Origin of the sequence: Roseateles sp., assembly GCF_047654805.1 — a bacterium.
In the GTDB taxonomy this organism is placed as follows: domain Bacteria; phylum Pseudomonadota; class Gammaproteobacteria; order Burkholderiales; family Burkholderiaceae_C; genus Pelomonas.
The window spans coordinates 498,519-510,516 of sequence record NZ_JASGIV010000001.1; the positions used below are offsets into that span (position 1 = coordinate 498,519).

At 68.3% G+C, this 11,998-nt stretch carries 11 protein-coding genes; 9 read left to right on the top strand and 2 right to left on the bottom strand.

Annotation, left to right across the window (positions count from 1 at the left end; genetic code table 11):
• Positions 1-4: 4 nt before the first annotated feature.
• The 8 genes from QM732_RS02310 (at position 5) to clsB (ending at position 8,008) form a co-directional block, all read left to right on the top strand.
• On the top strand, positions 5-1,468 hold the full coding sequence (locus tag QM732_RS02310; protein ID WP_415654599.1) for a sodium:solute symporter family protein: 1,464 nt from the start codon (positions 5-7) through the stop codon (positions 1,466-1,468).
• 53 nt (positions 1,469-1,521) lie between these two features.
• Positions 1,522-1,830 (top strand): FmdB family zinc ribbon protein, encoded by a 309-nt coding sequence (locus tag QM732_RS02315; protein ID WP_415654600.1) that lies wholly within the window; start codon positions 1,522-1,524, stop codon positions 1,828-1,830.
• A gap of 12 nt (positions 1,831-1,842) precedes the next feature.
• Positions 1,843-2,523, top strand: coding sequence for a DUF502 domain-containing protein (locus QM732_RS02320; protein ID WP_415654601.1), 681 nt, complete (start codon positions 1,843-1,845; stop codon positions 2,521-2,523).
• 84 nt (positions 2,524-2,607) lie between these two features.
• Entirely contained in the window at positions 2,608-4,401 is a 1,794-nt protein-coding gene (aspS, locus tag QM732_RS02325) for an aspartate--tRNA ligase (protein WP_415654602.1), read from the top strand.
• Positions 4,402-4,572: 171 nt separating this feature from the next.
• Positions 4,573-5,370, top strand: coding sequence for a CsgG/HfaB family protein (locus tag QM732_RS02330; protein ID WP_415654603.1), 798 nt, complete (start codon positions 4,573-4,575; stop codon positions 5,368-5,370).
• Between the two features lie 43 nt (positions 5,371-5,413).
• A complete protein-coding gene (gene nudB, locus QM732_RS02335) occupies positions 5,414-5,896 on the top strand; it encodes a dihydroneopterin triphosphate diphosphatase (RefSeq protein ID WP_415654604.1) in 483 nt (160 codons plus the stop codon).
• Positions 5,893-6,693 carry an endonuclease/exonuclease/phosphatase family protein gene (locus QM732_RS02340; RefSeq protein ID WP_415654605.1) on the top strand — a complete coding sequence of 267 codons (801 nt, stop codon included), beginning with the start codon at positions 5,893-5,895 and terminating at the stop codon, positions 6,691-6,693. Before nudB ends, QM732_RS02340 begins: the two co-directional genes overlap by 4 nt.
• Positions 6,694-6,745: 52 nt before the next feature.
• The gene (gene clsB, locus QM732_RS02345; protein WP_415654606.1) at positions 6,746-8,008 is read left to right on the top strand and encodes a cardiolipin synthase ClsB; all 1,263 of its coding nucleotides are present in this window, start codon (positions 6,746-6,748) and stop codon (positions 8,006-8,008) included.
• 19 nt (positions 8,009-8,027) lie between these two features.
• Here clsB and hutH read toward each other — a convergent pair whose 3' ends face one another.
• Together hutH and hutU are read right to left on the bottom strand one after the other, a co-directional pair.
• On the bottom strand, positions 8,028-9,527 hold the full coding sequence (gene hutH, locus QM732_RS02350; protein WP_415654607.1) for a histidine ammonia-lyase: 1,500 nt from the start codon (positions 9,525-9,527) through the stop codon (positions 8,028-8,030).
• Positions 9,524-11,185, bottom strand: coding sequence for a urocanate hydratase (hutU, locus tag QM732_RS02355; protein ID WP_415654608.1), 1,662 nt, complete (start codon positions 11,183-11,185; stop codon positions 9,524-9,526). The genes hutH and hutU overlap by 4 nt, the downstream gene beginning before the upstream one ends.
• 67 nt (positions 11,186-11,252) lie before the next feature.
• Between hutU and hutC the strand changes: the two genes are divergently transcribed.
• Positions 11,253-11,972: a histidine utilization repressor gene (gene hutC, locus QM732_RS02360; protein WP_415654609.1), complete on the top strand. Its 720-nt coding sequence runs from the start codon at positions 11,253-11,255 to the stop codon at positions 11,970-11,972.
• Positions 11,973-11,998 lie beyond the last annotated feature (26 nt).

Sequence of the window (11,998 nt, forward strand, 5' to 3'; positions counted from 1 at the left end):
GCCCATGAACACCACGCTCATCGTCTTCGTCGTGCTCTACCTTCTCGGCACGCTGGGCATCGGCGTGTGGGCCGGCACGCGGGTCAAGAACACGGCGGACTTCGCCGTCGCCGGCCGCAGCCTGCCGCTCATCATGGTCGTCACGACCACCTTCGCGACCTGGTTCGGCGCCGAGACCGTGATGGGCATTCCAGCGCGCTTCGTGCAGGGCGGCCTGCACGACATCGTCGAGGACCCGTTCGGCGCCGGCCTGTGCCTGGTGCTGGTGGGTGCGTTCTTCGCCGCCAGGCTCTACCGGAAGAACCTGCTGACCATCGGCGACTTCTACCGTCAGCGCTATGGCAAGGGCGTGGAGATCTTCTGCTCGCTGGCCATCATCCTGAGCTATCTCGGCTGGGTGGCCGCCCAGGTCACGGCGCTGGGCCTGGTCTTCAACATCCTGACCGATGGCGCCATGAGCCCGCAGATGGGCATGATCGTCGGCCTGCTCGCGGTCCTGGTCTACGTCGTCATTGGCGGCTTCCTGGCCGTGGCCTGGACGGACTTCATCCAGATGATCGTGCTGGTCATCGGGCTGGCGGTCATCGCCGTCTTCGCGGCTGACCTGGCCGGTGGTCCGGCCAAGGTGCTGGACCTGGCCAAGTCGCGCGACCTCGGCCGCTTTCTGCCCCCGCCGACCTTCACCGACATGGCCATGTTCATCGGTGCGGGCCTCACGATGATGCTGGGCTCAATCCCGCAGCAGGACGTGTTCCAGCGCGTCATGTCGGCCAAGGATGCGAAGACCGCCCAGCGCGGCGCCATGATTGGCGGCTTCAGCTACATCGCCTTCGCCTTCGTGCCCATGTTCATCGTGCTGGCGGCGGTGGTCGTCATGGGTGACAAGGCGCTGGAGCTGGCGCAGAACGACTACCAGCGCGTGCTGCCCAGCTTCATCATGGGCCACATGCCGCTGTTCATGCAGATCCTGTTCTTCGGCGCGCTGCTGTCGGCCATCAAGAGCACTTCGTCTGCGACGTTGCTGGCGCCGACGACCAGCTTCGTCGAGAACATCCTCAAGCAGATCCGCCCCGGCATGACGGACCGCCAGCAACTCGTCGCGATGCGGGTCACGCTGGTCGTCTTCGCGTTCTGCGTGCTGGTCTATGCCATCGCACTGCAGGGCACGTCCATCTACGAGCTGGTCAGCGCGGCCTACCAGGTCACGCTGGTGGGCGCCTTCGTGCCGCTGGTGTTCGGCCTGTACTGGAGCCGCGCGACGACGCAGGGTGCGGTGTTCTCCATCTTCGCCGGGGTGGGCCTGTGGGTGGTGTTCTTCCCCCAGGTCACGACCTGGGGCGAGTTCTTCCCGGGGCAACTGGCCGGCCTGCTGGCCGCGCTGGTCGCCATGGTGGCCGGCTCGCTGATGCCTCAGCTGTTGACGGACCGCCGCGAGCACGTCAGCCACCATCTGCCTCCGCACGGCTGAATCCGGGCGGCTGTCGCTAAAATGGCGGGCTTTTCGTCCCTGAAGATCTCGCCATGCCGATCTACGCCTATCGCTGCAGCGCCTGTGGCCACGCCAAGGACGTGCTGCAGAAGCTGTCCGACGCGCCGCTGACCACTTGCCCGGCCTGCGGAGCCGAGGACTTTTCGAAGCAGATCACGGCCGCCGGCTTCCAGCTGAAGGGCTCCGGCTGGTACGCGACCGACTTCAAGGGCGGCGCCGCGGCGGGTGCCGCTGGTGCCGCGGCGGCTCCGGCAGCCGCCACGGGCGGCGACGCCCCCAAGGCCGAGGCTGCAGGCAGCGCGCCGTCCACCCCCTGCGGCGGCTCCTGCGCCTGCCACTGATTGACAAGCTCCGTGGGCGCCTCACTTCGCAAATATCTGGTTGCCGGCCTGCTGGTCTGGTTGCCGCTGGCCATCACCATCTGGGTGCTGGGCCAGGTACTGGACGTCGTCAACGGCGTCTTCGGCTCGCTGCTGGCGGCGCTGGCCCTGATCGTGCCGGCCTCGCTGCGCGACGGCCTGCTTGAGCTGCGCCACGTGCCCGGCCTCGGCGTGGTCATCCTGGCCGGCGGCCTGCTGGCCACCGGCGTGCTGGTGGCGAACATCTTCGGCCAGTGGCTGCTGACGCAGTGGGATCGGCTGATGTCCAACATCCCGATCGTCAAGAGCATCTACAGCTCGGTCAAGCAGGTGTCGGACACGCTGTTCTCGAGCAGCGGCAACGCGTTCCGCGAGGCCGTGCTGGTGCAGTACCCGCGCGAGGGTTCCTGGACCATCGCCTTCGTGACCGGCGCTCCCAGTGGTGAGGTGGCCTGCCATCTGGCGCAGGAGCACGTCAGCCTGTACGTGCCGACGACACCCAACCCCACCTCCGGCTTCTTCCTCATCATGCCGCGCGCCGACGTCCGGCCGCTGCAGATGACGGTGGACGAAGCGCTGAAGTACATCATCTCCATGGGCACGGTGGCCCCTATGGCCCACCCCGGCAACCCCTGCGGCGGGCCGGACGAGGCCACGCGAAATCAGCCGGGTTGAACGCCCCGGCAGGCGTTCAATCCTGAGAGCCGAGCGAGCTCATCAGCGCCCACAAGACACCCCTGCAAGAATTCGGAGAACCCCATGCGTACCTGCTATGCCGGCCAAGTCAGCGAAAAGCTGCTCGACCAGACCGTGACCCTGATGGGCTGGGCCCATCGCCGCCGTGACCACGGCGGTGTCATCTTCATCGACCTGCGCGACCGCGAGGGCCTCGTGCAAGTCGTCTGCGACCCGGACCGTGCCGACATGTTCAAGGTGGCGGAAGACGTGCGCAGCGAGTACTGCCTCAAGATCGTCGGCAAGGTGCGGGCACGCCCGGCCGGTACCGAGAACGCCAACCTCGTCAGCGGCAAGGTGGAAGTGCTGTGCCATGAGATCGAGGTGTTGAACGCATCGGTGCCCATCCCCTTCCAGATCGACGAGGACAACCTGTCCGAGACGACCCGCCTCACGCACCGCGTGCTGGACCTGCGCCGCCCGTACATGCAGAACAACCTCATGCTTCGCTACAAGGTGGCGATGGAGGTCCGCAAGTTCCTCGACGAGCACGGCTTCGTCGACATCGAGACCCCGATGCTGACCAAGTCCACGCCCGAGGGCGCGCGCGACTACCTGGTGCCCAGCCGCGTGCACGATGGCCACTTCTTCGCGCTGCCGCAGTCGCCCCAGCTGTTCAAGCAGCTGTTGATGGTGGCGGGCTTCGATCGCTACTACCAGATCACCAAGTGCTTCCGTGACGAGGACCTGCGCGCCGACCGCCAGCCCGAGTTCACGCAGATCGATATCGAGACCTCGTTCCTGACGGAAGAGGAGATCCGCTCGATGTTCGAGGGCATGATCCGCCACGTCTTCCGCAAGGCACTGGACGTCGAGCTGGGCGACTACCCGGTCATGAAGTACGCAGAGGCCATGCACCGCTTCGGCTCCGACAAGCCCGACCTGCGCGTCAAGCTCGAGTTCACCGAACTGACCGATGCGATGACCACGGTGGACTTCAAGGTGTTCAGCGGCCCGGCCACCACGCCGGGCGGCCGCGTCGTCGCGCTGCGCGTGCCCGGCGGTGCTGCGATGAGCCGTGGTGAGATCGATGCCTACACCGAGTTCGTCAAGATCTACGGCGCCAAGGGCCTGGCCTGGATCAAGGTCAACGAGGTCGCCAAGGGCCGCGAGGGCCTGCAGTCGCCCATCGTCAAGAACCTGCATGACGAGGCCGTCGCCGAAGTGCTGAAGCGCACCGGCGCCCAGGACGGTGACCTGATCTTCTTCGGTGCCGACAAGGCCAAGGTCGTCAACGACGCCATTGGCGCGCTGCGCCTGAAGGTGGGCCACAGCGAGTTCGGCAAGAACAGCGGCCTGTTCGAGGACAAGTGGGCGCCGTTGTGGGTGGTCGACTTCCCGATGTTCGAGCACGACGAGGAGAACAACCGCTGGGCGGCCGTTCACCATCCGTTCACGGCGCCGAAGGATGGCCACGAGGACCTGATGGTCAGCGATCCGGGCGCCTGCATCGCGAAGGCCTATGACATGGTGCTCAACGGCTGGGAGCTGGGCGGCGGCTCGGTGCGTATCCACCGCGCCGAGGTGCAGGCCAAGGTCTTCGAGGCCCTGAACATCAACGCCGAGGACCAGCGCATCAAGTTCGGCTTCCTGCTGGACGCACTGCAGTACGGTGCGCCCCCGCACGGTGGCCTGGCCTTCGGCCTGGACCGCATCGTCACGATGATGACCAAGGCCGAGTCCATCCGCGACGTCATCGCCTTCCCCAAGACCCAGCGCGCCCAGTGCCTGCTGACCGGTGCACCGTCGCTGGTCGACGAGAAGCAGCTGCGCGAACTGCACATCCGCCTGCGCAACGCGCAGCCGGCGGCACAGTAAGGCGCCGCCACTTCGATGGAACCCCGCCTCGGCGGGGTTTCTTGTATTCCGGGTCGCTCGCGTGGCCGGGCGTGCGAGGGTGGGGGCGACGCCCGATGTCCCATCTTCTGACGTCAAACGACGCGCCGGCACAGGGCAGACTCGCGCTCCGGATCCATGGAGGTGACCCGTATGAAACCCCGCGCTCTCGCTGTCCTCGCCATCGCCGCGCTGCTCGCTGCCTGCAACAAGAACTCCACCTCGCTCGGCGAGGGCGGCTCCGTCATCAGCGGTTCGGCCGGCCCGGCGGGTGCGCACAAAGCCAGCCGGGAGCTTGTCCGGTGCGATGCTCCCGTCGCGACGCTGGCCCTCGTCGAGAACCCCAACGGCTACAGCTACTCCAGCAGCTACCAGCTGCCGGCCAGCCCTGTCCCGCTGGTGCGGCTGCTGGCGCAGCAGAGCGGGTGCTTCCGCGTCGTGGACCGCGCGGCCGGGCTGAAGGCCACGGTGCGCGAGCAAGAGCTCAAGGAGGCCGGCATCCTGCGCCAGGAGGGCAACACGGTGCACAAGGGCAGGGGCTACGAAGCCCAGTACAGCCTCACGCCCAGCCTCACCTTCAGCGAGCAGGATGCCGGCCGCCAGATTGGCGGCATCCTGCAGGCCATTCCCTACCTGAACAAGCTCGTGGGCGCGGCCGAGCAGGTCAAGCTCAAGCAGGCCCAGGCCGCACTGCTGCTGACCGACAACGAGACCACCGAGCAGATCGCCGCCGCCACCGGCTCCGTCGAGGTCGCCGATCTGGGCGTTGGAGGCGCGGTGGTGGGCAAGCTCGGTGGCGCGGCGGGTGCGGGTTGGAGCAACTCCAACGAGGGCAAGGTCATTGCGGCGGCCTTCCTGGATGCACACAACCAGCTCGTTGCCCAGGTGCGCGAGCTGCAGGCCAAGGCACTGCCGCCACCCGTGGCCACGCGCAAGGCGCAGGGCGGATGACTGGGAGGCCGCCCGGCCTCGGACTCCTGGCTATGCTTCGTCCATGCAGTCGGCCAAGCCTTTCAAGATTCCCGAGTCTGTCCTCGTCGTCATCCACACGCCCGACCTGCAGGTGCTGCTGATCGAGCGGGCGGACCATCCCGGCTACTGGCAGAGTGTGACGGGCTCAAGGGATGCCCTGGACGAGCCACTCGACGAGACCGCCCGCCGCGAGGTGCTGGAGGAAACCGGCTTCGACGTCGAGGCCGTGGGCGGCGAGCTGCGCGACTGGCAGCTGGCCAACATCTACGAGATCTACCCGCATTGGCGGCACCGCTATGCCCCCGGCGTCACGCGCAATACCGAGCACGTCTTCGGCCTGCGGTTGCGCGAGGCGCTGACGCCGACGCTGTCGCCTCGCGAGCATCTGTCGTGGATCTGGCTGCCGTGGCATGAGGCCGCGGATCGCTGCTTCTCGCCGTCCAATGCGGAGGCCGTGCTGCAGCTGCCCCGATTCAGTGCCGCCGCAATGGCCAGTGCGTCATGAACGCGATCAGGTCTTCCGCTCGTCCCGTTCCCCATCCGCCCGGGGACGTGCTGCGCGTGGCCACCTACAACATCCACAAGGGCGTGCGCGGCCTGGGGCCCGCCAAGCGGCTTGAGATCCATAACCTGCAGATGGGCGTCGAGGCGCTGGACGCCGACCTTGTCTGCCTGCAGGAGGTACGCCTGTTCCACCACCGCGAGGCCGCCTATTTCGACCGCACCTGGTTCGGCTGGCCCGAGAAGGGGCAGGCCGACTTCCTCGCACCCGAGGGCTACGAGGTGGCCTACCGCACCAACGCGACGACCAGGTTCGGCGAACATGGCAACGCGCTGCTGTCGCGCTGGCCCATGGGCGACATCGGCCACCACGACGTGTCGGACCATGCCTTCGAGCAGCGCGGCCTGTTGCACGTGCCGGTGCATTGGCAGGGCACGATCGTGCACGTCGTCGTGGCCCATTTCGGGCTGATCCACGCCAGCCGCGTGCGCCAGGTCGACCGCCTGGCAGCCTTCGTGCGCGAGCATGTGCCGGCTGGGGCGCCCGTGCTGGTGGCCGGGGACTTCAACGACTGGGGTGAAAGGCTGGACCCATCCATGCGTGCCCATGGCCTGCGCCGCGCCGCGCCGCCGAACGGGCGCGCACGCTCGTCCACCTTTCCGTCGCGGCTGCCGGTGTTCGCATTGGACCGCGTCTACACAAGCGGCCTGCGTTGCACCGGCGTGCAGGTACCCCGCGGGCCCAGCTGGGCGCGCATGTCCGATCACCTGCCGCTGCTCGTGGAGCTGGCGCTGGAATGAGACCCGCACGACCATCCAGCAGGGCTGGGCGCGTGCTGCAAAGGATGCCTCGGTGAGGCGGCTGGGCACGAAGCGTCGCCGCCGCAACCATGGCGTCGACCCTGGCTTCGTCGGTGGCAACCAGGTCGAGCTGCTGCGCGGCGGCGACCAGCTCTTCCCGTGCATGCATGCGGCCATCGCGCGTGCGCACAGGGAAATCTGGCTGGCGACCTACATCTTCCATCACGACCAGACCTCGCTGGCTCTGGCGGACGCTTTGCTGGCCGCGGACCGGCGCGGCGTGCGAGTGCGCCTCGTCGTCGATGGCTTCGGCAGCGGTGCCAGCATCCGGGCGCTGCAGGAGCGCTTCGCCGGCAGCGGCGTGGCCTTTGCCGTGTTCCGGCCCATGGACCGCTGGTGGCGCTGGTTCCAGCCGGGCCAGCTGCGCCGGCTGCACCAGAAGCTCTGCGTGGTCGACGGCGAGCAGGCCTTCGTCGGCGGGATCAACGTCATCGACGACCGGCTGGACCTGCATCACGGCCGCACCGAGCTGCCGCGGCTGGACTTCGCCGTGCAGCTGAGCGGGGGGCTGGTGGACCTGGTGGCGCAGAGCGTGCGCTCGATCTGGTCGCGCGCCTGGCTGGGGCGGGACTTCGACGATGCGCTGCTGGACTACGTGCCACTGCGCCGACGCTTCGGCCTGTGGCTGAACCAGCTCTGGCGTGGCCCGCAGCGCCTGGCGGAGCCGCCGGCGCGGTTGCAGCCCGTCAGTGCCGCCTTCGTGCTGCGCGACAACCTGCGTCGACGCCGCACCATCGAGCACGCCTACACGGACGCCATCCGCGGGGCGCGCGCAAGCGTCGACATCGTCTGCCCCTACTTCTATCCGGGCCAGCGCATCCGCCAGGCCCTGCGCCAGGCAGCCGGTCGCGGTGTGCGTGTTCGCCTGCTGCTCCAGGGCAAGCTGGACTACCGGCTGGCCGGCTGGGCCGCAGAGGCCTTGTATGCCGACCTGCTGGGCCATGGCGTCGAGATCTACGAGTACACGCCGGCCTTCCTGCACGCCAAGGTCGCCGTCGTCGATGGGCAGTGGGCGACGGTGGGCAGCTCCAACATCGACCCGCTGTCGCTGCTGGTCAACCTGGAGGCCAACGTCGTCGTGGAGGACGCCGGCTTCGCGAACCGGCTGGCGGCCGAGATCGAGACGGCCATCGCCGTCTCCAGCCGCGTCGGTGAGCATGGCGGCACCGGCCTGCGCGCCATGCTGCATCGTGCGGTCGTGGCCTGGTTCGCCTACGTCTTCCTGCGCGTGGCAGGGGCGGCCGGGCGCTACTGAGCCGCGCGCCCGGGACCGCTCAGAAGGTCGGCGCCTGTGGCGCCTTCAACGTGCCTGCCTGCACGAGCGCTGCGGCACGTTCGATATCCGGCGCCAGGTAGTGGTCGGCCGGGCTGCTGGCGCAGTCCGCGCGCAGACGTGCGTGCAGCGCTTCCACCGGCGCCGAGCTTTGCAGCGGGCGCAGGAAGTCGATGCCCTGGGCCGCAGCCAGCAGCTCGATGGCGACGATGTGCGCCGTGTTGTCGATCATTGCGTGCAGGCGGCGCGCGGCGAAGGTGGCCATGGAGACATGGTCCTCCTGGTTGGCACTGGTGGGCAGGCTGTCCACGCTGGCGGGGTGCGCCAGGCTCTTGTTCTCGCTGGCCAGCGCCGCGGCCGTCACATGGGCGATCATGAAGCCGCTGTGCAGGCCGGCGTCCGCAGTCAGGAAGGGCGGCAGGCGCGAGATGCCGGGGTCGATCAGCATCGCGATGCGACGCTCGGCAATGGCGCCGACCTCGGCGATGGCGAGCGCCAGGTTGTCCGCCGCGAATGCGACGGGCTCGGCGTGGAAATTGCCGCCGGAGATCATCACGTCGTCGAAGACCAGTGGGTTGTCGGTGACAGCATTGGCCTCGCGTACCAGCACCTGGGCCGCATGGCGGGCCTGGTCCAGGCAGGCGCCCATGACCTGGGGCTGGCAGCGCAGGCAGTACGGGTCCTGCACGCGCTCGTCGCCCTCGCGATGGCTGGCGCGGATGGCGCTGCCAGCCGCGAGCTCGCGGTAGACGGCTGCGACTTCGATCTGGCCAGGTTGGCCGCGCACCTCGTGGATGCGGGCGTCGAATGGCCCGTCGCTGCCGCGGGCCGCATCCAGCGTCATCGCACCGCTGGCGAGTGCCGTCGCGAACAGGCCTTCAAAGCGCAGCAGCGCATGCAGTGCCAGGGCCGTGCTGGCCTGGGTGCCGTTGATGAGGGCCAGGCCTTCCTTGGCCGCCAGCGTCAGTGGCTGAAGGTGCAGGCGGGCGAGCTCGTCGCGCGCGGACACGCGCTGGCCGCTGACCAGGGCCTCGCCTTCGCCCATCAGCGCCAGCGTCAGGTGGGCGAGCGGTGCGAGGTCGCCGCTGGCTCCGACCGATCCCTGGGCTGGGACGTAGGGGACGAAGCCGGCATTGAGCGCATCCAGCAGCGACTGCACGACCACGCGGCGCACCCCCGAGAAGCCGCGCGCCAGGCTGCCGGCCTTGGTGGCCAGCATCAGCCTCACCACCTCGGGCGACATTGGCGCACCTACGCCAACCGCATGGCTGCGGATCAGGTTGAGCTGCAGCGCTGCGAGCTGGTCCTTGGCGATGCGCGTGCTGGCCAGCTTGCCGAAGCCTGTGTTGACGCCGTAGACCGGCGCGTCGCCCGCTGCAGCGGCAGCCACGAGGGCGGCACTCTTGTCGACAGCGCTCCAGTCGTCGAGCTGCAGGGTGGAGCGGCCAGCGGCGACGTCGGCCAGCTGGGCGAGGGTCAGGTGTCCGGGAATCAGTTTCATAGCGAAGGCAGGTTCAGTTCGTTCTTCTTGGCGCAAGCGATGGCCGACTCGTAGCCCGCATCGGCATGGCGCATGACACCGGTTCCGGGGTCGTTCCACAGCACGCGCCCGATCCGCCGGGCCGCGGCCTCGGTGCCGTCGCAGACGATGACGACGCCGGAGTGTTGCGAGTAGCCCATGCCCACGCCGCCGCCATGGTGCAGCGACACCCACGTGGCGCCGCCAGCGGTATTCAGCAGCGCGTTCAGCAGCGGCCAGTCGGAGACAGCGTCAGAGCCGTCCTTCATGCCTTCGGTCTCGCGGTTGGGGCTGGCGACGGAGCCACTGTCCAGGTGGTCGCGGCCGATGACGATGGGCGCCTTCAGCTCGCCGCTCCTGACCATCTCGTTGAAAGCCAGGCCGGCGAGGTGACGCTCACCCAGGCCCAGCCAGCAGATGCGCGCCGGCAGGCCCTGGAAGGCAATGCGCTCGGCCGCCATGTCCAGCCAGCGATGCAGCGCGGCATGTCTCGGGAACAACTCCTTCAGCTTCGCGTCGGTCTTGCGAATGTCCTCCGGGTCGCCTGACAGCGCCACCCAGCGGAACGGCCCCTTGCCCTCGCAGAACAGCGGTCGCACGTAGGCCGGCACGAAGCCGGGGAAGTCGAAGGCGTTCTTCACGCCGTGGTCCAGTGCTACCTGGCGGATGTTGTTGCCGTAGTCCACGGTCGGGATGCCCTGGGCCTTGAAGGCCAGCATGGCCTGCACATGCGTCGCGCAGCCCGCGGCGGCCGCAGCCTTCAGCTCGGCGTGGCGGGCCGGGTCGGCTGCGGCGGCCTTCCACTGCTCGACGCTCCAGCCCGGCGGGCAGTAGCCGTTGATGAGGTCGTGGGCGCTGGTCTGGTCGGTGACCAGGTCTGGCCTGACGCCTCGCTTCACCAGTTCGGGCAGCACTTCGGCCGCGTTGCCAAGCAGCGCGACGGACACGGCACGGCCGGCTGCGGTGTGGGCCTGGATGCGGGCGAGCGCATCGTCCAGGTCCGCCGCCTGCTCGTCCACATAGCGGGTCTTGAGCCTGAAGTCGATGCGCGACTGCTGGCATTCGATGTTCAGCGAGCAAAAGCCCGCGAAGGTGGCGGCCAGAGGCTGGGCGCCGCCCATTCCTCCAAGGCCCGCGGTCAGGATCCAGCGGCCCGCAGCCACGCCGTCGTAGTGCTGGCGGGCCGCTTCGGCGAAGGTCTCGTAGGTGCCCTGCACGATGCCCTGGCTGCCGATGTAGATCCAGCTGCCTGCAGTCATCTGGCCGTACATCATCAGGCCCTTGCGGTCCAGCTCGTGGAAGTGCTCCCAGGTGGCCCAGGCCGGCACGAGGTTGGAGTTGGCCAGCAGCACTCGCGGCGCGTCCGGATGCGTGCGGAACACGCCCACAGGCTTGCCGGACTGCACCAGCAGCGTCTCGTCGTCACCCAGCTCGCGCAGCGACCTGGCAATCGCGTCGAACGCATCCCAGTTGCGGGCGGCCTTGCCGATGCCGCCGTAGACGACCAGCGCGTCCGGGTTCTCGGCCACGGCAGGGTCGAGGTTGTTCTGCAGCATGCGGTAGGCGGCCTCGGTCAGCCAGCTCTTGCAATGCAGCTGGGTGCCTGTGGGGGCCTTGACGGGGCGGGGCAGGGCGGTCATCTGGGGCTCCTTGAAGTGGGGCGGACTCTAGTTGTCTATACAAGTCAAGTCAACTAGGATGGTCAGCATGCCAAGAGCCCCAACCAGCCCCGAGCCCCAGTACCTCAAGGTCAAGAACCACCTGCGAGAAGGCATCGCCAGCGGCCAGTGGGTGGCTGGGGACCTGCTGCCCAGCGAGGGTGCGCTGGTGGCGCAGTTCGAGGTCAGCCGCATGACGGTGAACCGGGCGCTGCGTGAGTTGGTGCAGGAGGGGTTGATCGAGCGCGTGCAAGGCGTGGGCAGCTTCGTCGCCCAGCTACACCGCATCTCGTCGACCCTTAACGTGCGCGACGTGCACGAGGAGATCGTCGACCGCGGCGGCGCGCATGAGGCGCGGGTGCATGCCCTGGTGAAGGCCAAGGCGACGCCGCAGCAGGCGGCGGAGCTGGGGCTCAAGCGCGGCGCGCCGGTGTTCCTCAGCCTCATCGTGCACCTGGAGAACGGCGTCGCCATCCAGTGCGAGGAGCGCGCAGTCAACCCGGCCTGCGCTCCTGACTATCTTGCGCAGGACTTCACGCGCATCACGCCCACGCACTACCTGCTGGAGGTGGCGCCGCTCTCCGAGGCGCGCTACATGATCGAGGCCGCGCTGCCCGGTGAGGTGGAGGCGCGACTGCTGGGCATCAACCGGCGCGATCCCTGCCTGGTCGTGAAGCGCATCACGTATAGCCGCGGCATCGCTGTCACCTCGGTCAAGCTAACCCATCCGGGAGTACGTTACCAATTGCAAGGGAGCTTCTCGGCGTGAGTATTGCCGCCTGGAGCTGCGGAGAA

Excerpts from the sequence above, each read along its gene's own strand:
- hutU (WP_415654608.1), bottom strand. The coding sequence starts at position 11,185 with ATGACCGCCCTGCCCCGCCCCGTCAAGGCCCCCACAGGCACCCAGCTG.
- nudB (WP_415654604.1), top strand. The coding sequence starts at position 5,414 with ATGCAGTCGGCCAAGCCTTTCAAGATTCCCGAGTCTGTCCTCGTCGTC.
- hutC (WP_415654609.1), top strand. The coding sequence starts at position 11,253 with ATGCCAAGAGCCCCAACCAGCCCCGAGCCCCAGTACCTCAAGGTCAAG.
- QM732_RS02310 (WP_415654599.1), top strand. The coding sequence starts at position 5 with ATGAACACCACGCTCATCGTCTTCGTCGTGCTCTACCTTCTCGGCACG.
- QM732_RS02315 (WP_415654600.1), top strand. The coding sequence starts at position 1,522 with ATGCCGATCTACGCCTATCGCTGCAGCGCCTGTGGCCACGCCAAGGAC.
- hutH (WP_415654607.1), bottom strand. The coding sequence starts at position 9,527 with ATGAAACTGATTCCCGGACACCTGACCCTCGCCCAGCTGGCCGACGTC.
- aspS (WP_415654602.1), top strand. The coding sequence starts at position 2,608 with ATGCGTACCTGCTATGCCGGCCAAGTCAGCGAAAAGCTGCTCGACCAG.
- QM732_RS02340 (WP_415654605.1), top strand. The coding sequence starts at position 5,893 with ATGAACGCGATCAGGTCTTCCGCTCGTCCCGTTCCCCATCCGCCCGGG.
- QM732_RS02330 (WP_415654603.1), top strand. The coding sequence starts at position 4,573 with ATGAAACCCCGCGCTCTCGCTGTCCTCGCCATCGCCGCGCTGCTCGCT.